At 67.6% G+C, this 23,170-nt stretch carries 17 protein-coding genes; 4 read left to right on the top strand and 13 right to left on the bottom strand.

Going from position 1 to position 23,170, the window contains the following annotated elements:
* Positions 1-11 precede the first annotated feature (11 nt).
* From KF707C_RS25740 to KF707C_RS25680, 13 genes are all read right to left on the bottom strand, one after another.
* Positions 12-2,792, bottom strand: a complete 2,781-nt coding sequence (locus KF707C_RS25740; RefSeq protein WP_231992294.1) for a response regulator — start codon at positions 2,790-2,792, stop codon at positions 12-14.
* A 118-nt stretch (positions 2,793-2,910) separates the two neighbouring features.
* Complete coding sequence (gene purD / locus KF707C_RS25735; protein ID WP_003452837.1) at positions 2,911-4,200, bottom strand: phosphoribosylamine--glycine ligase; 1,290 nt, start codon at positions 4,198-4,200, stop codon at positions 2,911-2,913.
* A 132-nt stretch (positions 4,201-4,332) separates the two neighbouring features.
* Positions 4,333-5,940, bottom strand: coding sequence for a bifunctional phosphoribosylaminoimidazolecarboxamide formyltransferase/IMP cyclohydrolase (gene purH, locus KF707C_RS25730; protein ID WP_003452834.1), 1,608 nt, complete (start codon positions 5,938-5,940; stop codon positions 4,333-4,335).
* A 97-nt stretch (positions 5,941-6,037) separates the two neighbouring features.
* Entirely contained in the window at positions 6,038-6,358 is a 321-nt protein-coding gene (gene fis, locus KF707C_RS25725) for a DNA-binding transcriptional regulator Fis (RefSeq protein WP_036993178.1), read from the bottom strand.
* Complete coding sequence (dusB, locus tag KF707C_RS25720; protein ID WP_003452827.1) at positions 6,355-7,350, bottom strand: tRNA dihydrouridine synthase DusB; 996 nt, start codon at positions 7,348-7,350, stop codon at positions 6,355-6,357. The genes fis and dusB overlap by 4 nt, the downstream gene beginning before the upstream one ends.
* Positions 7,351-7,572: 222 nt before the next feature.
* On the bottom strand, positions 7,573-8,964 hold the full coding sequence (locus KF707C_RS25715; RefSeq protein WP_003452826.1) for a DUF3426 domain-containing protein: 1,392 nt from the start codon (positions 8,962-8,964) through the stop codon (positions 7,573-7,575).
* Between the two features lie 58 nt (positions 8,965-9,022).
* Positions 9,023-9,901 carry a 50S ribosomal protein L11 methyltransferase gene (prmA, locus tag KF707C_RS25710; RefSeq protein WP_003452825.1) on the bottom strand — a complete coding sequence of 293 codons (879 nt, stop codon included), beginning with the start codon at positions 9,899-9,901 and terminating at the stop codon, positions 9,023-9,025.
* A 128-nt stretch (positions 9,902-10,029) separates the two neighbouring features.
* Positions 10,030-11,379: an acetyl-CoA carboxylase biotin carboxylase subunit gene (accC, locus tag KF707C_RS25705; protein ID WP_003452824.1), complete on the bottom strand. Its 1,350-nt coding sequence runs from the start codon at positions 11,377-11,379 to the stop codon at positions 10,030-10,032.
* A gap of 17 nt (positions 11,380-11,396) precedes the next feature.
* Complete coding sequence (gene accB / locus KF707C_RS25700) at positions 11,397-11,861, bottom strand: acetyl-CoA carboxylase biotin carboxyl carrier protein (RefSeq protein WP_003452823.1); 465 nt, start codon at positions 11,859-11,861, stop codon at positions 11,397-11,399.
* A 25-nt stretch (positions 11,862-11,886) separates the two neighbouring features.
* On the bottom strand, positions 11,887-12,330 hold the full coding sequence (gene aroQ / locus KF707C_RS25695; RefSeq protein WP_003452822.1) for a type II 3-dehydroquinate dehydratase: 444 nt from the start codon (positions 12,328-12,330) through the stop codon (positions 11,887-11,889).
* Between the two features lie 122 nt (positions 12,331-12,452).
* Positions 12,453-14,228 carry a protein-disulfide reductase DsbD gene (locus tag KF707C_RS25690; RefSeq protein WP_003452821.1) on the bottom strand — a complete coding sequence of 592 codons (1,776 nt, stop codon included), beginning with the start codon at positions 14,226-14,228 and terminating at the stop codon, positions 12,453-12,455.
* A gap of 155 nt (positions 14,229-14,383) precedes the next feature.
* Positions 14,384-16,348 (bottom strand): methyl-accepting chemotaxis protein, encoded by a 1,965-nt coding sequence (locus tag KF707C_RS25685; protein ID WP_003452820.1) that lies wholly within the window; start codon positions 16,346-16,348, stop codon positions 14,384-14,386.
* Positions 16,349-16,476: 128 nt separating this feature from the next.
* The gene (locus tag KF707C_RS25680) at positions 16,477-18,093 is read right to left on the bottom strand and encodes a response regulator (RefSeq protein ID WP_036993175.1); all 1,617 of its coding nucleotides are present in this window, start codon (positions 18,091-18,093) and stop codon (positions 16,477-16,479) included.
* A 279-nt stretch (positions 18,094-18,372) separates the two neighbouring features.
* Here KF707C_RS25680 and KF707C_RS25675 point away from each other — a divergent pair, with 279 nt between their 5' ends.
* From KF707C_RS25675 to speA, 4 genes are all read left to right on the top strand, one after another.
* Entirely contained in the window at positions 18,373-19,443 is a 1,071-nt protein-coding gene (locus KF707C_RS25675; protein ID WP_003452818.1) for a DUF2333 family protein, read from the top strand.
* Positions 19,443-19,967 (top strand): NUDIX hydrolase, encoded by a 525-nt coding sequence (locus KF707C_RS25670; RefSeq protein ID WP_003452816.1) that lies wholly within the window; start codon positions 19,443-19,445, stop codon positions 19,965-19,967. The genes KF707C_RS25675 and KF707C_RS25670 overlap by 1 nt, the downstream gene beginning before the upstream one ends.
* 613 nt (positions 19,968-20,580) lie before the next feature.
* Complete coding sequence (locus KF707C_RS25665; protein WP_003452813.1) at positions 20,581-20,952, top strand: translation initiation factor Sui1; 372 nt, start codon at positions 20,581-20,583, stop codon at positions 20,950-20,952.
* Positions 20,953-21,083: 131 nt separating this feature from the next.
* Positions 21,084-22,997, top strand: coding sequence for an arginine decarboxylase (gene speA / locus KF707C_RS25660; RefSeq protein ID WP_003452810.1), 1,914 nt, complete (start codon positions 21,084-21,086; stop codon positions 22,995-22,997).
* Positions 22,998-23,170: the final 173 nt, after the last annotated feature.

Here is a 23,170-nt window from a genome sequence, read left to right as displayed (position 1 = left end):
AGGCCCGCCGCCTAGTGGGTGTGCAGCGCCTGGCCTTCGCGGCTTTCCTTGTCGGCCACCCAGTACTGGATCAGTTCCCGCAATTGCGACAGCTCCACCGGCTTGGCCATGTGGCCGTCCATGCCGGCCTGGCGGGCGCGTTCCTTGTGTTCGCTGAGGATATGGGCGGTGAGGGCCACCACCGGGGTGCGGGTGCGCTGTTCCTGGCGCTCCCAGGCGCGCAGCAGTTCGGTGGCGGTGAAGCCGTCGAGCACGGGCATCTCGCAGTCCATCAATACCAGGTCGTAGTGCCGGGCCTTCATGGCGTTGAGGGCTTCCTCGCCATTGCTGGCGGTGTCCGGCTCCAGGTTGAGCTTGCTCAACATGCCGCGGATGACCTTGGTGGAGATGCTGTTGTCTTCGGCCACCAGGATGCGGAAGTCATTGGGCACCTGGAGCGGCTCGCTGACCTGGGAACCCGGCAGGGAGAAGGCACCGCCGGCCCTGCGCTGGTTCAGTTCGTCCGCGAGGGTGGTCTTCAGGGTGTAGCCGGCCACCGGCTTGGCGAGGATGCGCTTGATGCCGGCGTTGCGGGCGATGATCTTGCTCGGCGCGTTGCTGATGCCGGTGAGCATGATGATCAGGATGTCGTGGTTGAGGCTCGGGTCTTCCTTGATCTTGGCGGCCAGTTGCATGCCGGTCATGCCGGGCATGTCCTGGTCCAGCAGGACCACGTCGAAGTACTCCCGCAGGTGCGCCTTGGTGCGCAGCAGGGCCAGGGCTTCCTTGCCGGAGGGCACGGCGCTGACCTGCAGGCCCCAGGCGCTGCATTGTTGCAGCAGCACCTTGCGGCAGGTGTCGTTGTCGTCCACCACCAGCAGGCGCGCGCCTTCCAGCGGGCTGTCGAGGTCGGCGGCGGCGCGGATCAGGTACTGGCTGTCCAGGGGCAGGGTGAGCCAGAGCGTGCTGCCTTGCCCCGAGCCGCTCTGGATGCCGAAGTCGCCCCCCATCAGGCGCACCAGCTGGCGGGCGATCACCAGGCCGAGGCGCCCGCCGAGCTTGGAGGTGGCGAGGAAGTCGCTGGTCTGCAGTTCGGCGTTCAGCAGCGCCTCGCGCTCGGCCGCCTCCAGCGGACGGCCGCTGTCCTGCACGGCGATGCGCAGGCGCGGCGTGCTGGCACTGTTGTCGAGGGCGACGACGAGAAGGATTTCGCCCTCGTCGGTCTGCTTGAAGGCGTTGTCCAGCAGGCTCAGGAGGATCTGCCGCAGGCGCGTGGGATCGCCGCTGACGACCCGGGGAACCTGGGGCTGCATGAAGCTGATGAGCTCCACCCGCTGCTGCTCGGCCTTGGCGCGGAAGATGTCGAGGCAGTCGTCGATCAGGGCGTTGAGGTCGAACTGCACGTCATCCAGTTCGATCTGCCCGGACTCCAGCTTGGAGATGTCGAGGATTTCGTTGATCAGCGTGAGCAGTTCGTTGCCGGAGCTGTGGATGGTCTGCACGTAGTCCCGTTGCTTGGCCGACAGCGGCGTGCCCAGCAACAGCTCGGTCATGCCCAGCACGCCGTTCATGGGGGTGCGGATCTCGTGGCTGATCTTGGCGAGGAACTCGCCCTTGGCCTTGAGTTCGGCGGAGTTGGCGGCCTTGGCCCGGCTGGCGCGGAAGACTTCCATCTGGATGCGCCGCTGGCGCTCGCTCAGGGCCATGCTGAGCAGCATGCCGCTGAGGGCGCAGATGGTCAGGAGGGCGTAGGCCAGCCACTCGGACTGCAGGCGCCAGTAGCCGAACAGCGCCGGCAGGGCGCCGAGGATGGCGAGGCAGAACAGGCCCAGCGCCAGGGTGAAGAGGCGGGCCGGAGGATAGCCCTGGTGCCAGTGGTGGGCGGCGAGGCTGAACATGCTGAGGCTGGCGATGGCCGACAGCACGTAGACCAGTTGGTTGAACTGCAGCTCGGTGACGATCAGCAGCAGGGTGCCGGTCAGGCCGATGAGCACGATTTCCCCCAGCAGCAGGCCGTTCAGCCAGGTGCCGGGGGTGACCTTGTGGAAGAAGCTGAGGGTGAAGGCCAGGGCGCAGATCATCGCCAGCAGCATGGAGAGGTTGGCGATCTGCGGCTGGGCCCCCTGCCAGTCACCCAGCCAGGGCGAGGCGATGCCCAGCAGGCTGAGTCCGGTGACCAGCAGGCAGGCCTGGGCGGCGGCCAGCCAGAGGCTGACGGGGGCCCGGGAATAGGCGAAGCGCATCAGGTTGTAGTAGACGAGCATGCCCAGGCCGCCGAGCATCAGCCCGAACAGCAGCGGGCGGCTGTCGTCGGCGGCCATCTGGGCCGCGGGCTGCAGGGACAGCGTGGGGCGCAGGGCGTGTTCCGAGGCCATGCGCAGGTAGAGGTCCAGGGGTTCCTGCGCCAGGGGCAGCGGCAGGAGGAAGTCGCGGCTGGGCAGGGGCCGTTCGCTGTAGGGCAGGCGGCTGCCGGTACGCTGGTGGGCGATCAGCTCGTCGCCCTTGAGGACGTAGAGGTCCAGGTAGGACAGGTAGGGCGCGAAGACCCTCAGCAGCTGTTCCTGCTGGTGGGGCGGCAGCCGGTAGTGCAGCCACAGGGCGCTATTGCCGCCGGGGGTGTAGAGCTGGTCGAGATGGGTCGGGGAAAACTGGGAGAGGGCCCGCTGGGCGCGAACATCCTCCAGTTGCAGGCTGGCGCCCGGATCGAGCAGAAGGCTCCATTGCCGGTCTTCGGCCGCCTGGGCAGGCAGCATGTAGAGAAGGACCAGCAGCAGGCTGGCGATCAATCCTGTGGCATTCCTGAGCCGATGCACGGGCGAGGTCCCTTCGTGGGTGAGTGGCCGGATTATAGCCAAGCGCCTGGGTGCGGAATATGACCGGGGCGGCCGCTGTCGGGCGGTCCGCCCCGGTCTTCAGGTCCCTGCCTGATCCTTACCCTTCGCCGCGTTCGCGGGCGATGGCGCGGTAGCCGATGTCCTTGCGGTAGAAGCAGCCGTTCCAGCGGATCTTCTCCGCCAGGCGGTAGGCCTGTTGCTGGGCGTCGGCCACGCTGGCGCCGATGGCGGTGGCGCAGAGCACGCGGCCACCGGCGGTGACGATCCGGCCGTCCTTCTGCGCGGTGCCGGCGTGGAACACCTTGCCGTCGAGCGCGGCGGCGTCGTCCAGGCCTTCGATCAGGTCACCCTTGGCGTAGTCGCCCGGGTAGCCGCCGGCGGCCAGCACGACGCCCACGGTGGGGCGCGGGTCCCAGGTGGCTTCCACCTTGTCCAGGGCCTGGGCCAGGGCGGCCTCCACCAGCAGGACCAGGGAGGATTCCAGGCGCACCATGATGGGCTGGGTTTCCGGGTCGCCGAAGCGGCAGTTGAACTCGATGACCTTGGGCGCGCCGGCCTTGTCGATCATCAGGCCGGCGTAGAGGAAGCCGGTGTAGACGTTGCCTTCCTCGGCCATGCCGCGCACGGTCGGGTAGATGATCTCGTCCATCACGCGCTGGTGCACGGCCGGGGTCACCACGGGGGCGGGGGAGTAGGCGCCCATGCCGCCGGTGTTGGGGCCGGTGTCGCCGTCGCCGACGCGCTTGTGGTCCTGGCTGGTGGCCATGGGCAGCACGTTCTTGCCGTCCACCATGACGATGAAGCTGGCTTCCTCGCCGTCGAGGAACTCCTCGATCACCACGCGGGCGCCGGCGTCGCCGAAGGCGTTGCCGGAAAGCATGTCGCGCACGGCGTCCTCGGCTTCGGCCAGGGTCATGGCGACGATCACGCCCTTGCCGGCGGCCAGGCCGTCGGCCTTGATCACGATGGGCGCGCCCTGCTGGCGCAGGTAGGCCAGCGCCGGCTCGACTTCGGTGAAGTTCTGGTAGTCGGCGGTGGGGATCTGGTGGCGGGCCAGGAAGTCCTTGGTGAAGGCCTTGGAGCCTTCCAGCTGGGCGGCGCCGGCGGTGGGGCCGAAGATGGCCAGGCCGCGCGCGCGGAACAGGTCCACCACGCCCTTCACCAGTGGCGCCTCGGGGCCGACGATGGTCAGCTGCACGTTCTGCGCGGCGAAATCGGCCAGTTGCTCGATGGCCAGCACGTCGATGGCGACGTTCTCGCACTTGGGCTCAGTCGCGGTGCCGGCGTTGCCCGGGGCGACGAAGACCTTGGCGACGCGCGGGTCCTGGGCCACCTTCCAGGCCAGGGCGTGTTCACGACCGCCGCTGCCGATGATCAGTACGTTCATTGCGTTTTCCTCAAGGAGGCGGGCCAGGGGCCCCGATGGTGGATGAAAAGAGCGTCATCCACCCTACGTAAATGGGCGACCCCGGAGTCGAGGTCGCGATCGGGCAGGCGAGTGCCTGCCCGAGTGCGGCCTTCAGTGGCGGAAGTGGCGCATGCCGGTGAACACCATGGCAATGCCAGCCTCGTCGGCGGCGGCGATCACTTCGTTGTCACGCATGGAGCCACCCGGCTGGATCACGGCGGTGATGCCGGCCTTGGCGGCGTTGTCGATGCCGTCGCGGAAGGGGAAGAAGGCATCGGAGGCCATGACCGCGCCCTTCACTTCGAGACCGGCGTGCTCGGCCTTGATGGCGGCGATGCGGGCGGAGTTGACGCGGCTCATCTGGCCGGCGCCGACGCCGACGGTCTGGCGGTTCCTGGCGTAGACGATGGCGTTGGACTTGACGAACTTGGCCACTTTCCAGGCGAAGATCAGGTCATGGATTTCCTGCTCGCTCGGCGCGCGCCGGGTCACCACCTTGAGGTCGGCGGCGGTGATCATGCCGATGTCGCGGCTCTGCACCAGCAGGCCGCCGTTGACGCGCTTGAAGTCCCAGCCCGGGGCGCGCTCGGCCGACCACTCGCCACATTCCAGCAGGCGTACGTTGGCCTTGGCGGCGACCACTTCGCGGGCGGCGGCGGAGACCTTCGGGGCGATGATGACTTCGACGAACTGGCGATCGACGATGGCCTGGGCGGTTTCGGCATCCAGTTCGCGGTTGAAGGCGATGATGCCGCCGAAGGCGGATTCGGTGTCGGTGGCGTAGGCCAGGTCATAGGCCTTGCGGATGCCGCCCTCGTCTTCCGGTACCACGGAAACGCCGCAGGGGTTGGCGTGCTTGACGATGACGCAGGCCGGCTTGACGAAGCTCTTCACGCATTCCAGGGCGGCGTCGGTGTCGGCCACGTTGTTGAAGGACAGTTCCTTGCCCTGCAGCTGGGTGGCGGTGGCGACGCTGGCCTCGGCCGGCCGGGCTTCCACGTAGAAGGCGGCGCTCTGGTGCGGGTTTTCGCCGTAGCGCATCTCCTGGGCCTTGATGAACTGGCTGTTGAAGGTGCGCGGGAAGGCGCCACGGCCTTCGGTGGAGAGGGTGTCGCGGGCCTGGTCGATGGTGCCCAGGTAGTTGGCGATCATGCCGTCGTAGGCCGAGGTGTGCTCGAAGGCCTTGAGGGCCAGGTCGAAGCGCTGGGCGTAGGTCAGGCCGCCGGCCTTGAGGCCCTCGAGGACGCCGGCGTAGTCGCTGGCGTTGACCACGATGGCGACGTCCTTGTGGTTCTTCGCCGCGCTGCGAACCATGGTCGGGCCGCCGATGTCGATGTTCTCGATGGCGGTGGGCAGGTCGCAGTCAGGCTTGGCGACCGTGGCTTCGAAGGGATAGAGGTTGACCGCCACCAGGTCGATCGGCTTGATGCCGTGCTGGTCCATCACCGCGCCATCCAGGTCGCGACGGCCGAGGATGCCGCCGTGGATCTTCGGATGCAGGGTCTTCACGCGGCCGTCCATCATTTCCGGGAAGCCGGTGTAGTCGGCGACCTCGACGGCGGCGATGCCGTTGTCCTTGAGCAGCTTGTAGGTGCCGCCGGTGGAGAGGATCTCCACGCCGAGGGCTGCCAGCTCACGGGCGAATTCGACGATGCCGGTCTTGTCGGAAACGCTGATAAGGGCGCGGCGAACGGGAAGGCGAAGGGTTTGGTCGGTCATAACGTTTCCATCGATGAGAAGACGCTGGAGGCCAGTGGCCGAAGGCTGGAGTGCAGAAGCGGGTCCGGCTTTCAGCGTTCAGCGGCCTGTTCGGCGTTTAGAGGAGGTCGTACTGCTTGAGCTTCTTGCGCAGCGTGCCGCGGTTGAGGCCGAGCATCTCGGAAGCCTTGGTCTGGTTGCCCTTGACGTAGTTCATCACGGTTTCCAGCAGTGGCGCTTCCACTTCGGAAAGCACCAGGTTGTACACATCCGTCACGGTCGCGCCCTCAAGATGGGCGAAGTAGTTGTGCAGTGCCTTCTCGACGCTGCCGCGCAGGGTCTGACCCTCCGCGGTCGGTGCCGTCAGGTGCTGCTTCAGGTTGGCGTTGTCGCTCACGGGTGTTGCCCCATCAAAAAAATTCTCGGTCATCGTCGTCATGCGGCCTTTTCCCCTTCGTTGTGACGCTCGGCGAAAAACTCGCGAACGTTGGCGCACTGCGCGTCCGTGGACTCCAAACGATTGAACTTGGCGCGAAACTCCCTGGCGCCGGGCAGGGTTGCCAGGTACCAGCCGACATGCTTGCGGGCGATGCGTACGCCCATCACTTCGCCGTAGAAGGCGTGCAGTGCGGCCAGGTGCTCCAGCAGTATCCGTTCCACCTCGATCAGCCCCGGCGCCGGCAGGATCTCGCCGGTGGCCAGGTAATGCGCGATCTCGCGGAAGATCCAGGGTCGCCCCTGGGCCGCTCGACCGATCAGCAGGGCATCGGCGCCGGTGGCGTCGAGGACCTGTTTCGCTTTGTGCGGCGAGTCGATATCGCCATTGGCGAAGACCGGGATCGACACCGCCTGCTTGATGGCAGCGATGGTGTCGTACTCGGCTTCGCCGGTGTACAGGTCGGCGCGGGTCCTGCCGTGGACCGCCAGGGCCTGGATGCCCGCCTGTTCGGCGATCCGCGCCACGGTGATGCCGTTCCTGTTCGATCGATCCCAGCCGGTCCTGATCTTCAGGGTGACGGGTACGTCGACGGCCTTGACCACGGCGTCGAGGATGGCGGCCACCAGGGCCTCGTCCTTCATCAGCGCCGAGCCGGCGGCCTTGTTGCAGACCTTTTTCGCCGGGCAGCCCATGTTGATGTCGATGATCTGGGCACCGAGCTCGACATTGGCCCTGGCCGCTTCCGCCAGCATGTCCGGGTCGCCCCCGGCGATCTGGACGGAGCGGGGCTCCGGGTCCCCCTCATGCAGCAGGCGCAGCCGGGATTTGCGGCTGTTCCACAGGCGCACGTCGCTGGTGACCATCTCCGAGACCACCATGCCGGCGCCGAGGCGACGGCAAAGCAGACGGAACGGCCGGTCGGTCACACCCGCCATGGGGGCGAGTATCACCGGATTGGGCAAGGCATAAGGGCCAATGCTGACCGACGACATAGTCTTCCCTGTTTGGGCCTGCTCAGTTGATTGCACGGTTCAATACGAAACGGGCGGCGTTAGCCGGTGTTTCGTAAGCCTGGGGGAGTTCGAAAAAGGGTGGGCATGATACCCGCTCCCGATGACGGGATAAAGGCTGTTTTGAACAAATTCTGAACAGCGGCGGCCTTATCGCCAGGTGCGAGTTGACAGCTGGAGGCGCCGTGTTACGGCGCCTCCAGCTTAATCGGGGGAGTGGAAGCTGAGGCTGTAGTTCACGGCCTTGGTGCCGGGGTCGAGGATGTCCAGGCTGATGTGGATGGGGGTTTGCGGGGGCATTTCCGACTGTCCGGCCAACTCGCCGGAGAGGTATTCGCCCGGCTTGAACCGACGACTGGCCAGCAGTTGGCCGTTCATGTCGGCGAAGCGCAGTTCCAGCAGCGGGAAGGGCTGGGCGAAGGCGGCGCGGTTGTAGAGGATGGCGTCCACCACCAGGGCGCCGGAGAACTCGGGGTGGCTGCGCACCACGAGGTTGCTGCTCTTGATCAGGTTGATGTCCACCTTGGACGGCAGCTGGCAGCCGATCTCCGGGCAGATCTGCTGGAACCAGGGGCGGTACTGGTCCTGCCGGGCCAGTTCATCGAAGTGGTACCAGACGTACTGGGTGGCCAGGGCCAGGGCGGCCAGGAGGTTCAGCGCCAGCCAGCCGATCCAGCGACCCCAGGGGCGACGGGATTCCTGCCAGTCCAGTTGCAGCGGCTCGTCGTTGAGGTTGAGCAGGGCTTCCTCGCGCAGGCCCGGCTCGTTGCGCTTGTGGGCGGCGGTCCGGGGCGCGTCCGGCTGGTGGGGCTCGTCGTGCTCCTCGTCGTCCTCGTCCGGCAGTTGCCCGGGCTCGTCGTCGCGGGCGGCGCCCAGCGTGAAGTCGGGGCCGGGCTCATCTTCCACCAGGTCCATGCCCAGGCTGGGTTCGGTGCGGGAGGTGGGGCTGGCCGGCTCGGGCGGCGTCGGAGCGACGGCCTCTTCCTCGGGTTCGGCGCGCAGTTCGAAGTGGGTTTCCGGCTCGATCTCGGGCTCGCGGGCGTGCAGGGACTCGGGGGCGGCCTCGTGCTCCTCGGCGGCGACGAGGGCATCGGCCCAGCGTTCGTCGGGCTCCGCCGCAGGGGCGCGGTTGTCGGCGCGCAGGGGGGCGTCCGGGCCCAGCAGGTCACGGGAAAGGCGCTGTTCTTCCTGCTCCAGCTTGGCCAGTTCCTCGTCGAGGTCGAGGCTGTCCAGGTCCAGGTCGTCGTGGATCCACAGGGCGTCGCTGGCGGCGGGCGCCTTGCTCGCGGGAGCGGGCGAGGTCGCTGGAATGGGGGCCAGCGGCGCGGCGGGCTGCTTGAGCACGGTGGCGACGCTGGGGACCGCCGGGGCCGGGGACGGCGGCGCCTTGGGCGGTGCGGCCGAGGGTTTGGCGCTGGGAGCCCTGGGTTTCTCGGCCGCAGCCTGCTCCCGAGCCGCCAGCAGTTGCTGCGCCGCGTTGAACACGTGCAGGCAGGCGCCGCAGCGAACGGCGCCGTGGGCCACCGCCAATTGGGCGCGGCTGACACGGAAACGGGTCTGACATTGCGGGCACTGGGTGACGAAACTGTCGGTCATGCGGCGATCCGGTCGAAACGAAAGGCTATTTTACTCGATCCACTGAGTGTCCAGCGCCTCAGCGGCGAACGCCACTGATGCGTACCCAGCCATCCTTCTCCGCCGTCGGGTCCAGCTCGAAGGCGTCGGCGTAGGCAGCACGGACTTCTTCGGCCTGCTCGGCGAGGATGCCGGACAGGGCCAGGCGACCGCCCGGCGCCACCAGGCTGGTGATTTGCGGAGCCAGGGAGACCAGGGGGCCGGCGAGGATATTGGCCACCACGACGGCGGCGGGCCTGGCCGGCAGGTCGGCGGGCAGGTAGACCGGGAACTGCGCCGGGTCGATGCCGTTGCGGCTGGCGTTGTCGCGGGAGGCTTCCAGGGCCTGGGGGTCGATGTCGGTGCCCACGGCCTGGCGGGCGCCCAGCAGCAGGGCGGCGATGGCGAGGATGCCGGAGCCACAGCCGAAGTCCAGCACGTCGCAGCCGGTGAGGTCCTGGCCATCCAGCCATTCCAGGCACAGCGCGGTGGTGGGATGGGTGCCGGTGCCGAAGGCCAGGCCCGGATCCAGCAGCAGGTTCACGGCGTCCCGCTCGGGGGCGTCGTGCCAGCTGGGGACGATCCACAGGCGGCGGCCGAAGCGCATGGGCTTGAAGTTGTCCATCCAGCTGCGTTCCCAGTCCTGGTCCTCGACGCGCTCGATCTGGTGCTCGGGCAGCGCGCCGCCGGTGAGCAGTTCGAGGTGCGCCACCAGGGCGGTCTCGTCGACGTCGGCCTCGAACAGGGCCAGCAGATGGGTGTGGGACCAGAGCGGGGTGGTGCCGAGGTCGGGCTCGAAGATCGGCTGGTCTTCGGCGTCCATGAAGGTCACGGAGACGGCGCCGACTTCCAGCAGGGCGTCTTCGTAGGTCTCGGCCTGTTCCGGGGTGATGGCGAGACGGACTTGTAACCAGGGCATGGCGGAACCTCTTGAATGTATCGGCGTGCGCGGACGGCAGGCGCGCAAGCTTACTTGAGCACCGGCCGGAAAAACACAAGGGCCGCCTGATGGCAGCCCTTGTGTCGTGGATCAGGCACCGATGGTGATCAGTGCTTGTCCATGCCGAGTTTCTTCTCGAGGTAGTGAATGTTCACGCCCCCCTTGCAGAAACCCTTGTCGCGGGTGAGGTCGCGGTGCAGCGGCACGTTGGTCTTGATGCCGTCCACGACGATCTCGTCGAGGGCGTTGCGCATGCGCGCCATGGCCTCGTCGCGATCCTTGCCATAGGTGATCAGCTTGCCGATCAGCGAGTCGTAGTTCGGCGGAACCGCGTAGCCGCTGTACAGGTGGGAGTCGACGCGGACGCCGTTGCCACCCGGGGCGTGGAAGTAGGTCACCTTGCCCGGGGAGGGCATGAAGTTGTCCGGGTCTTCCGCGTTGATCCGGCATTCCAGCGCATGGCCACGGATGACCACGTCTTCCTGCCGGATGGACAGCTTGTTGCCGGCGGCGATGCTGAGCATTTCCTTGACGATGTCGATGCCGGTGACCATTTCGGTGACCGGGTGCTCCACCTGCACGCGAGTGTTCATCTCGATGAAGTAGAAGCGGCCGTTCTCGTAGAGGAACTCGAAGGTGCCGGCGCCACGGTAGCCGATCTCGATGCAGGCCTGGACGCAGCGGGCCAGCACTTCGGCGCGGGCCTTCTCGTCGATGCCGGGGGCGGGGGCTTCTTCCAGCACCTTCTGGTGGCGGCGCTGCAGGGAGCAGTCGCGGTCACCCAGGTGGATGGCGTTGCCCTGGCCGTCGGAGAGGACCTGGACTTCGACGTGGCGCGGGTTGGTGAGGAACTTCTCCAGGTAGACCATGGAGTTGCCGAAGGCCGCACCGGCTTCGGTACGGGTCAGCTTGGCCGACTTGATCAGCTCGTCGGCGCTGTAGACCACGCGCATGCCGCGACCACCGCCGCCGCCGGCGGCCTTGATGATCACCGGGTAGCCGACGTCCTCGGCAATGGACAGGGCGGTCGATTCGTCTTCCGGCAGCGGGCCGTCGGAACCCGGAACGGTCGGTACGCCGGCGCGCTTCATGGCGTCCTTGGCGGACACCTTGTCACCCATCAGACGGATGGTGTCCGCCTTGGGGCCGATGAAGGCGAAGCCGGACTTCTCCACCTGCTCGGCGAAGTCGGCGTTCTCGGCGAGGAAGCCGTAGCCCGGGTGGATCGCGGTGGCGCCGGTAAGCTCGGCGGCACTGATGATCGCCGGGATGTTCAGGTAGGACTGGGCAGCGGGTGCCGGGCCGATGCACACGGTCTCGTCGGCCAGGGACAGGTGCATCAGTTCGCGGTCGGCCGTGGAGTGCACCGCCACCGTCTTGATGCCCAGCTCCTTGCAGGCGCGCAGGATGCGCAGGGCGATCTCGCCACGGTTGGCGATCAGGACTTTTTCCAACATCGCAGGCTCTCCGCGGTTCAGACGATGGTGAACAGCGGTTGGTCGTACTCAACCGGCTGGCCGTTCTCCACGAGGATGGACTCGATCACGCCGCTGGCTTCGGCTTCGATGTGGTTCATCATCTTCATCGCTTCGACGATGCAGAGAATGTCGCCTTTCTTCACGGTCTGGCCGACTTCGGCGAAGTTCGCGGAGGTCGGCGAGGCGGCGCGGTAGAAGGTGCCGACCATCGGCGAGCGCACCACGTGGCCGTTCAGCTTGGCGGCGGCCGGGGCGGCGGCTTCAGCGGCGGGCGCCGGAGCGGCGGCGGCCACGGGGGCGGCGACCGGAGCCGGGGCGGCGGCATAGATCGGCTGGGCAGCCATCGCCTTGTTGCTGTGACGGCTGATGCGAACGGACTCTTCGCCCTCGCGGATCTCCAGTTCGTCGATCCCGGATTCTTCCAGCAGTTCGATCAGTTTCTTGACTTTACGGATATCCATTAATCATCAACTCCCAAGGGTGAGGTCAGGGGCGTTCAAGGTGTTCCAGTGCCGCGTCCAGGGCCAGGCGGTAGCCGGTGGCTCCCAGACCGCAGATCACTCCCACCGCAACGTCGGAGAAGTAGGAGTGATGGCGGAAAGGCTCTCGTTTGTGCACGTTGGACAGGTGCACTTCGATGAATGGGATGCTCACTGCGAGCATCGCGTCACGTAGGGCGACACTTGTATGGGTGAAAGCAGCAGGATTGATGATGATGAAGTCCACGCCTTCACCACGTGCCGCGTGAATCCGGTCGATCAGTTCGTACTCGGCGTTGCTTTGCAGGACCATCAGGTGGTGGCCTGCCTCGCGGGCGCGGCGCTCCAGGTCCTGGTTGATCTCGGCCAGGGTGGTGGCACCGTACTTGTCGGGTTCGCGGGTGCCCAGCAGGTTGAGGTTGGGGCCATGCAGAACGAGCAGGGTGGCCATGGGGTGTCTTCCTTATTGGAGGCCAGGCGGCACTATGCCGGATAGCGGGAAAGGCTGTCCAGATGTCAACAATAGTCGACAAGATGCCCGGTTTTTACGGCAAATATATGACGTTGCATGCATCAGCGCGATGCGTGCGCCTGCTGCAGGCGGGCGGCGAAGGCCTTGGCATCGACTTCACCTACGACACGCAGATCGGCCAATTCGTCACCCTGGCCGTCGAAGAACAGGATGGCGGGTGGGCCGAACAGCCTGTAGCGGTCGAGCAGGGCGCGTTGTTCCGCGTTGCTCTCGGTCATGTCGAAGCGGATCAGCCGATAGCCGCCCAGCTGAGAGGTCACCTCCGTGGCGGTCAGGACTTCACGTTCGATGACCTTGCAACTAATGCACCAGTCGGCGTACCAGTCCAGCAGCAGCGGCGTGCCAGAGCCCCGCGCGTCGGCGAGGACGGCATCGAGCTGGGCGGGGGTCTTGATGGTCTGCCATTCCCCGGCGGCCTGTCCGACGGACGGTGCACCAGCCAGGTGCGTGCGCCCCAGGGGACGCAGCGGGTCGGATTCCCCCTTCAGTGCGCCGGACCAGGCGGCCACGGCGTAGACCAGCAGTACCAGGCCGGCCAGTTGCGCCAGGCGCTCGCGGGGCGCCTTGGCGGTGAATTCCAGGGCCCCGAGGAACAGCGCCACGCCACCCGCCAGCAGGCCCCAGAGGGCCAGTGCGAGCGGGCCGGGCAGGACCCGTTCGAGCATCCACACCGCCACGGCCAGCAGCAGCACGCCGAAGGCATTGCGCACGGCTACCATCCAGTGCCCGGCCTTCGGCAGTAGCGCGCCGCCACCTGTGGCGAACAGCACCAGTGGCGCGCCCATGCCCAGCCCCAGGGCGAACAGCTTCAGGCCGCCGCCCAGTGCGTCGCCGCTGGCACTGATATAGAGCAGGGCGCCGGCCAGGGGCGCGGAGACGCAAGGCGAGACCAGCAGGCTGGACACCACGCCAAGCAGGGCCGCGCTCCAGATCGAACCGCCCTTGGTGCTGCCCGCCAGGGTATCCAGCGGGCCGCTGATGAAACGCGGCAGGCGCAGTTCATAGAGGCCGAACATGGCCAGGGCGAAGGCGGTGAAGAAGGCCGCGAAAGGCACCAGCACCCAGGGCGACTGCAGGCGCGCCTGGAGGTTGAGTTCGGCGCCGAACAGCCCCATCAGCGCACCCAGCAGGGCGAAGCAGGCGGCCATGGGCAGCACGTAGGCCAGGGACAGCACCAGGCCGCGTCCGCCGCCGGCCTGGCCGCGCAGCACCACGCCGGAAAGGATCGGCAGCATGGGCAGTACGCAGGGGGTGAAGGTCAGGCCCAGACCGGCGAGGAAGAACAGCGCCAGCTCATGCCAGCCCCAGCCCGCTCCGGTCACGCCGCTGCCCGTCTGCCCGCCATTGGCGGCGCTGCCGGCGGCGAGCTGGATCACCTCGGTCTCCGGCGGGTAGCACAGGCCCTTGTCGGCGCAGCCCTGGTAGGTCACCCGCAGGGCGGTCGGCGGCTTGCGGGCCGGGTCCAGGGGCAGGTCCAGGTCCAGTACGCCGTAGTAGACCTCGACATCGCCGAAGAACTCGTCAGTCTTGTGTTTGCCGGCGGGCAGCACCGGCTGGCCCAGGCCGCTGTCGGCGGGTTCGGCCTGGAACTGGAAACGGTGCCTGTAGAGGTAATACCCCTCGGCGTTGGTGAAGCGCAGCTTCACCTGGCTGGCGGTGCTCTCCACCAGGCTGAGGCGAAAGGCCTCGCGAACCGGCAGGAAGTCGGCGCTGTTGTTGAGGGGGGCGCCCAGGGTGGAACTGGGGCGATTGTCCAGCAACCCTGCGCCGGCGGGCAGGGCCACCAGCAGCAGGATCAGGCTCAGCAGGCGGCGCATGGAAGTCTCTTGAGCGGAAAGTGCCTGCATCATAACGGACCTTGGTGCTTTCCTGCAGGCGCGCGGCTGTAAGCGGTTTTGTCACCTGACCGAAAGGTCGCGTCCCGGGCGCGTCGGACCGGGGGCGATGGCCGCGACAATGAGTCGCGGCGACTTCAGACGCGGAAGGCCTGCACCGCGGTATGCAGTTCGCCCCCGAGCTGCATCAGCCGTTCGCCCTGGCTGCGGCTTTCGCCGATGCGCGCCAGGTTGGTGCCGCCCAGGACGTGGATCTGTTCGCTGTGGTCGCGGATGTCGCTGACCGCGCCGCTCTGCTGGGCGGTGGCGTCGGCGATGCGCTCGGCCATGCTGGCGATGGTGCGGATGGCCTCCACCACCTCCACCAGGGCGCCGTCGGCGGCGGCGGCCTGCTGGGCGCTGGTCTCGGCGTGCTCCACCTGGATGCGCATGGCCTCCACCGACTGCCGCGCGGCCTGTTGCAGGCGCGCGATCAGTTGCTGGATCTCGCTGGTGGCGCCTGTGGTGCGCTGGGCCAGGGAGCGGACTTCCTCGGCCACCACGGCGAAGCCCCGGCCCATCTCGCCGGCCCGGGCGGCCTCGATGGCGGCGTTGAGGGCCAGCAGGTTGGTCTGCTCGGCGATGCCACGGATCACCGTCAGCACCTTGTCGATGGTTTCGGTTTCCTCGGCGAGGCGCTCCACCGCCTGGGCGTTGTTCTGCACCTCGCCCACCAGCTGGTGCAGGCCGGCCAGGCTCTGGTCGATCACCCCCTGGCCCTGCTCCACGGCGCGCCCGGCGTCGCGGCTGGCGTCGGCGGCGAGGCTGGCGTCGCCGGCCACCTGCTGGATGGTGGCCTCCAGTTCGCCGAGGGCATCGCGGATCTGCGCGGTGCCGCCGGCCTGGTCCTCGGCGCTGGCATGCAGGCCGTTGTTCAGGTGGGTCAGGGTGGTGCTGCTGCCGGCCACCTGTTCGGCGTGCTGGCGGATGGTGCCCACCAGTTCCCCCAGGTAGTCCCGCAGGCGATTCAGGGATTCCTCGATGCGCCGCAGGTCCAGGGTGTTCGAGCCCAGGGCCATGGGCCGGCTGAAGTCGCCGGCGGCCCAGGCGCCCAGGGCTTTCACCAGATGGCCGAGCACCTGGGTCAGGCGGCGCTGGATGCGGTCGATGCCCAGGGCCAGCAGCAGGATCAGGCCGATCATCAGGCCCTGGATCAGGCGCACCTCGCCCTGGATCCGGCCGTGCTCGGCGCGTACCCGGGGTTCCAGGGCGGCGAGGGCGCCCTGCAGGGCCTCCAGGCGGTGGGCGGTGGCGCGGGCCAGTTCGACGCGTCGCTGGATCAGCTCGCGGGTACGGGCCAGCTCGCCGGGGTAGCGCTTGAGCAGGCCTGACAGCTCGCGCTTGAGGGCGATGCCGCGGTCCTCCGCCTGGCTGGTTTCGCCCTGGCTCTCCAGGCCCATCATGGCGGCGAAGTCGTCGGCGGCGGAGGCGCCGCTGTCGGCGACGCCCAGCAGGGGCAGGGCATCCAGCGCGGCGCTGTCCCGGGTCAGGGCTTCCAGCTCCCGCTCCACGTCGACCGCCAGTTCGTCACGGCCGCTTTCCACCAGCTTGGCGCGGGCCTGGCTCAGGCGGTTGAGGTGCTGGGCGCCGATGAACAGCGGTGCCCGGTAATCGGCGGCGGTCGGGCTGGCGGATTCGTCGGCGTAGCGGGCCAGTTGGTCAAGGGCGCCGGCGATCTCCCGTTCGGCCTGGATCAGCAGTCCCTGGGGATCGCCCGCCAGCTTGCCGGCGGCCAGCAGTTCGCCACGGGTGAACTCCCGCAGTTCGTTGAAGCTGGGGCGCAGGTCGTCGGCGAGGTCGTCGGGCAGTTGGTCGAGGCGTTGCTCCAGGCTGTCGATGCCCTGGCTGGCGGCGCTGTGACGCAGGGCGTCGCCGCTGGCGAGGTAGCCCTGGACATTGTCCGCCACCTCGCCACGGAAGCGCTGGGCCAGCTCCAGGTACTGCTCCATGAGCTGGTAGGGCCGCTCCAGCGCCCGCTGCGACCACCAGAGGGTGGCGCCCAGCGCCAGGCAGACGGTGACCAGCAGCAGGGTTATCAGGTTGGTGAGCAGTTTCAGGCGCATCGGGAACCTCGGCAGACAGTCAGCCCGCAGGGTCCGCCCGGCCGTTCCGGCCACCTGCGGAGCCGCTCGGGCTCTGGGAGATGGCCGGATGATATTGCCGTTTGGTGACAGTCCCGTGACGACGGGCTTCAGTCCCGGTGCAGTTCCACCCGGTTGCGCCCGCCGTGCTTGGCGCGGTAGAGCGCCTCGTCGGCCAGCCTGGACAGCTGGTTGATGTCCTGGTCGTCCCGCAGTTGGGCGATGCCGCAGCTGAAGGTGCAGCTCAGGTCATGGGGTTGGGCCGGGTAGCGGATCTCCGCGAAGCGTTGGCGGATCCCCTCCAGCACCCGTCGTGCCGCTTCCAGGTCGGTGTCCGGCAGCACCACGGCGAACTCCTCGCCGCCGTAGCGGCCGATGAAGTCGGTCTTGCGCAGGCGCTGCTTGAGGAACAGGGCGAGGCTCTTGATCACCCGGTCGCCCATGGGGTGGCCGTAGGTGTCGTTGACCCGCTTGAAGTGGTCGATGTCCAGCATGGCGAAGCACAGCGGCTTGCCTTCCCGGCGGGTGCGGGAGCTGGCGTCCTCGAGCAGTTGCAGGGTGTGGGTGTGGTTGAACAGGCCGGTGAGGCTGTCGCGCACCATCCTCGCCTTGAGGCTGCGGGCGCGCGTCGCCCGGGTGCGCACGGTGGCGATCAGGTGGCGCGGCTTGATGGGTTTGGTGAGGAAGTCGTCGCCGCCCTCGCTCATGGCGTCGAGCTGCTTGTCCAGGTCGTCTTCGGCGGACAGGTAGATGATCGGCACGCTGACGTAGCGCTCATGCTGGCGGATCACCTTGGCCAGTTCGGTGCCCAGGCATTCGGGCATGTACATGTCGAGGATGATCAGGTCCGGCTGGAAATCCGCCAGGACCGAGAGGGTCTGGACCGGCTCGGTGACGACCCGGGTGACGATGCCCGCGGCGTTGAGCACCAGCTCGGTGTGGGTGGCCTGGGCGCGGGAGTCGTCCACCACCAGCACCTTGAAGGGGTCGTAGTGGGCGGTGCGGGTCAGGGTTTCCAGCTTCTCCAGCAGGCTGGAGGCGTCCAGGGCGCCGGTGAAGAACTCCTGGCCGCCGGCACGCACCGCCGCCAGGCGGGTCTGGGCATCGGTATCCTCATGGCTGAAGAAGATCACCGGCAGCTTCTGGTCCAGGCCCTGCTGGGCTTCCCGGGCCAGTTCCAGGCCGACGCCGGGACCGGCGAAATCCACTTCCATGACGATCGCCGAGGGGTGGCGCTCCGCCATCGAGGCGCGAAAGGCATTGGCGCTTTCGCATCGCTGGGCGTTGAGGCCGAAGAACTCCAGCTGCTGGGTCAGGCGTTCGGCGCGGTCCGTGCTCTGCAGGGCCAGGTAGACCGGCTTGCGCAGGGGCGGCAGGAAGGTCTGCTCGAACGGGTCGCCCTGGCGCAGGCCGGTGCGCGACAGGCGCTGCATCAACAGGCTGAGCTCGGTGATCAGGTCGCTGGAGAGGCGTCCGCGATTCTCCTCGACACCCCGCAGGCAATTGCCGATGGCCTGCGCCAGGTGCCTGTGCTCGGGTTGCTCGAAGCGTTCGGCGTAGCGCTGCAGGTTGAGGCTGGCCTCGGCCAGCTCGGCCATGCAGGCGGCGCTCCATTCGCTGCGCTGCAGGCGCTGCCAGATCTCCAGCACATGCCGCGCCTGGTTGATCACGCGCTGGGCGAAGTGATGCTTGAGCCGGTCGCGGCTGGGATCTTCTTGCTCGGTCATGGCCGGGAGGTCGCCTGGAGACGATCTAGATGATGGCGCCATGCTATCAGCTTATCGTCGGTACGCCAGTGCCATCTGTCCCGGCCCCGCGAAAAGGCGGATGCCCCCGGTGCGTCGCCTTGTCGGAAAGCGGCATTCCTGGTTCCACCTGCGATGGGTTTGACCCGTGACGCCTGCGCGCCGACCGCGCTTCCCTTATAGTGCTGGACTCGACCACAACCTCTGCGACAGGGCGTGGTCAAACCTCTCCGTGCTGATCGATATTCGAAGGACACTGCCATGCTGGACTGGAAGAAGCGTATGGGCGAGGCGCGCGAGCGCGTCGACGACTCGGTGGACGATGTGCGCAGCTATGTGGGAGGCGTCTGGCTGAGCCGTGCCCTCGGCAGCCTGGTGCTGATCTACCTGCTGGCCTGCCTGGTGGTGGGCTGGTACTGGAGCCGCGAGCCCGAGCTCTTCCCGGTGCAGCAGAACGCCCAGGCCGCCGCCGAGCGCGCCGGCCGGCAGATGGTCAGCGGCTACACCACGGTGGAAACCCTGAAGACCGTCGGCCAGACCCTGCTGGACAAGAGCGGCGGCTACCTTTCCAACGACCTCGCCCCGCCCGGCCTCTGGCTCGACAACATGCCCAGCTGGGAATACGGCGTGCTGGTGCAGGTGCGCGACCTCTCCCGCGCCCTGCGCAAGGACTTCGCCCGCTCCCAGTCCCAGTCCACCGAGGACGCCGACCTGGCCCGTGCCGAGCCGCGCTTCAACTTCGACAACAAGAGCTGGGCGCTGCCCGCCTCCGAAGCCGAGTACAAGGAAGGCATCCGCTCCCTTGACCGCTACCTCGCCCGCCTGTCGGACCCGAACCAGCCCGGCGCGCAGTTCTACACCCGCGCCGACAACCTGAACAACTGGCTGGGTGACGTCGCTACCCGCCTCGGCTCCCTGTCCCAGCGGCTGTCCGCCAGCGTCGGGCGGGTGCGCCTGAACACCGACGTCAACCCGGAGGCCGCCGTCGCCTCCGGCAAGGTGCCGGATGTCAGCGAAGAGATCGTCGAGACGCCCTGGCTGCAGATCGACAACGTCTTCTATGAAGCCCGTGGCCAGGCCTGGGCCCTGTCCCACATCCTGCGGGCCATCGAAGTGGACTTCGCCGATGTACTGGCGAAGAAGAACGCCACCATCAGCGTGCGCCAGATCATCCGTGAGCTGGAGGCCGCCCAGGAACCCCTGTGGAGTCCCATGGTGCTCAATGGCAGCGGCTATGGTGTCCTCGCCAACCATTCCCTGGTGATGGCCAACTACATCTCCCGCGCCAACGCCGCCGTGATCGACCTGCGCCAGCTGCTGGAGCAGGGCTGATGATCCTCGACCCACGCGAGGCGGCCCATCGCGCCGCCTCCGACGCCGAACGGGTGGCCTGGGTCGACGAGCAGGACCGCCCCCTCGGCGGCCTGCCCCGGGCCGAGCTGCGCGAGCGTGGCTTGATCTCCCGGGGCACCTTCATCCTGCTGTTCAACTCCGTCGGCCAGCTCTGCGTGCATCGCCGCACCCTGAGCAAGGCGCTGTATCCGGGCTACTGGGACGTCGCCGCCGGCGGCATGGTGCAGGAAGGGGAGGACTACGCCCTGTCCGCCGCCCGCGAGCTGGAAGAGGAGCTGGGCATCGCCGGCGTACCGCTGCAGGAGCACGGCCGCTTCTTCTTCGACGAGCCGGGCAACCGCCTCTGGGGCGCGGTGTACTCCGCCGTCTCCGATGCGCCGCTCAGGCTGCAGCCGGAAGAGGTACTGGAGGCGCGGTTCATGAGCCTCGACGAGGCCCAGGCGCTGGAGAGCTGCTGCCCGGATTCGCTCAAGGCGTTGCGTCTTTATCTGGCGTCGCTCTAGAGGGGCATGGCGTCCCTTGCTGGGGGCATCGAAGCCTAGCTGATTAGCGAGCTTTGCTGATGTCTTTGGTTTCACCCTCCCGGGCGAGTCCCTTTTGGCAGTCGCCCCAAAAGGAACCAAAAAGGCTTGCCCCGACATCCGGCCCCGGCTGCGCCGGGGTTCCCTCCCTCCGCCGTCGTTCCGGGGGCCGTCGCGATCGGCCATCCATGGCCTGGCGCGCCTCTCGCGGCATCCATGCCGCTCGTCCCCCTGCACAACGGCTGCGCTCGGCCTCCTGAAGGGGCTCTGTTCCCGCCCCACCATTGGAGTCACGCTCTGTTTCAGAGTGTGCGCAGGATCTGCTGTTTCCTTCCCACGGGAAGAGGTTGGAACCCACGCCCGGCGCGGGTTTGTGCAATATTCCGGACCCTTTCGTGCGTGATGCCGAACAGGGTCGCCAATCTGTCGATCATTGGCGCATTTTCGTACTTAGCATTTGCGCCGAATGCTGATAAATTGCGCCGCCTTTCAAGCCCGGACACCCCATCCGGGTTGCGCTGCCCCTGCCAGAGTGGGGCTTCGCGGTCGGCCCCCCGCCGACCAGTCGCTATCCTGACCCCTACGAGGAAAGCCGGTGGTCAAGAAAGCTTCGTCCTTCGCCGCCCTGGGCGGCCTGGTGTACTCCACCGACAGCGGCCGGCATTGCCCGGATTGCCGCCAGCCCATCGATGCCTGCATCTGCAAGCAAGCCACCGCGCCTGCCGGCGACGGCATCGCCCGCGTTCGTCGCGAGACCAAGGGCCGGGGCGGCAAGACCGTCACCAGCGTCAGCGGCGTGCCGCTGGCCGGCGATGAGCTGAAGGAGCTGGCCAGCGCGCTGAAGCGTCGCTGCGGCACCGGTGGTGCATTGAAGGACGGCGTGATCGAGATCCAGGGCGACCACGTGGACCTGTTGCTGGAAGAGCTCGCCAAGCGCGGCTTCAAGGCCAAGAAATCCGGCGGCTGAGCCCCGGTTTTCTAAACTGACCGTCATCGAGGCGGTCAACACTGCAACGTCACACGACCGAACTAACCTGACCAGGCCCGCCCGGCATGCACCGGTGGGCGTGGTCCTTTTCATCCCACAGGGGGAACACGATGTCTGCACGACGCACGCGCAAGGACGATGGCACCAGCTGGACCGTGGCCGACAGCCGCAGTGTCTACGGCATCCGTCACTGGGGCGCCGGTTACTTCGCCATCAATGACGCCGGCCGCGTCGAGGTGCGCCCGCGTGGCGCCGGCAGCGAGCCGGTGGACTTCTTCCAGCTGATCGGCGACCTCCGCGAGGCCGGCCTGTCCCTGCCGCTGCTGGTGCGCTTCCCCGACATCCTGCAGGACCGCGTGCGCCAGCTGACCGGCGCCTTCGACGCCAACATCGCGCGCCTGGAATACCAGAGCCGCTACACCGCGCTGTACCCCATCAAGGTGAACCAGCAGGAGGCGGTGGTGGAGAACATCATCGCCACCCAGAACGTCTCCATCGGCCTGGAAGCCGGCTCCAAGCCCGAGCTGCTGGCCGTGCTGGCCCTGGCGCCCAAGGGCGGCACCATCGTCTGCAACGGCTACAAGGACCGCGAGTTCATCCGCCTGGCGCTGATGGGCCAGAAGCTCGGCCACAACGTCTTCATCGTGATCGAGAAAGAGTCCGAGGTGGAGTTCGTCATCGAGATGGCCGCCGAGCTCAAGGTGGCGCCCCAGGTCGGCCTGCGCGTCCGCCTGTCCTCGTTGTCCTCCTCCAAGTGGGCGGACACCGGTGGCGAGAAGTCCAAGTTCGGCCTCTCCGCCGCGCAGATCCTCTCCGTCGCCGAGCGCTTCCGCAAGGCCGGCCTGGACCAGGGCGTGCGCCTGCTGCACTTCCACATGGGCTCGCAGATCGCCAACCTCGCCGACTACCAGCACGGCTTCAAGGAAGCCATCCGCTACTACGCGGAGCTGCGCAACCTCGGCCTGCCGGTGGACCACATCGACGTCGGCGGCGGCCTGGGCGTGGACTACGACGGCACCCACTCGCGCAACGCCAGCTCCATCAACTACGACATGGACGACTACGCCGGCGTGGTGGTGGGCATGCTCAAGGAGTTCTGCGACGCCCAGGGCCTGCCGCACCCGCACATCTTCTCCGAGAGCGGCCGCGCCATGACCGCGCACCACGCGGTGCTGGTGACCCAGGTGACCGACGTGGAGCGCCACAACGACGCCGTTCCCGTGGTGGAGAACCGCGAGGAGCAGCCGGAGATCGTCCGCTGGCTGCTGGACCTCCTGGGCCCGACCGACGCCGAGATGGTCACCGAGACCTACTGGCGCGCTACCCACTACATGGGCGACGCCGCCGCCCAGTACGCCGAAGGCAAGCTGAGCCTGGCCGAGAAGGCCCTGGCCGAGCAGACCTACTTCGCCATCTGCCGCCGCCTGCACAACCAGCTCAAGGCCCGCCAGCGCTCCCACCGCCAGGTGCTCGACGAGCTCAACGACAAGCTGGCGGAGAAGTACATCTGCAACTTCTCCGTGTTCCAGAGCCTGCCGGACACCTGGGCCATCGACCAGGTGCTGCCGATCATCCCGCTGCACCGCCTGGACGAGGAACCCCTGCGTCGCGCCGTGCTGCAGGACCTGACCTGCGACTCCGACGGCAAGATCAACCACTACGTCGACGAGCAGAGCATCGAGACCAGCATGCCGGTGCACGACGTGCGCGACGGCGAGGACTACCTGCTGGGCGTGTTCCTGGTGGGCGCCTACCAGGAAATCCTCGGCGACATGCACAACCTGTTCGGCGACACCGACTCGGTGAACGTCTACCAGCACGAGGACGGCAGCGTGTACCACGCCGGCATCGAGACCCACGACACCATCGAAGACATGCTGCGCTACGTGCACCTGTCCCCCGAGGAGCTCATGGCCCACTACCGCGACAAGGTGGCCAGCGCCAAGCTCAGCCCCCGCGAGCGGACCCAGTACATCGACGCCCTGCGCCTGGGCCTGACCCGCTCGTCCTACCTGTCGTCCTGACGTCTCGCGCCCGGGGATCAGCAGATCCTTGCCGGCGCGATCCCCCCTCTCCCTCCAGAGAGGGGGGAGGGATGCCCCAGACAGCCTGGCGCTCTGGCCCGCTGGGTCAGGGATGGCGCGCCCTGATCTGCAAAACGCTTCTGCAGGCAGCGTCTTCCCCTACGCGCCGTCGG

The organism is Pseudomonas furukawaii (genome assembly GCF_002355475.1).
In the GTDB taxonomy this organism is placed as follows: Bacteria; Pseudomonadota; Gammaproteobacteria; order Pseudomonadales; family Pseudomonadaceae; genus Metapseudomonas; species Metapseudomonas furukawaii.
The sequence above is the reverse complement of the archived record's forward strand: the minus strand, read 5'-3'. Positions and strand labels throughout refer to the sequence as shown.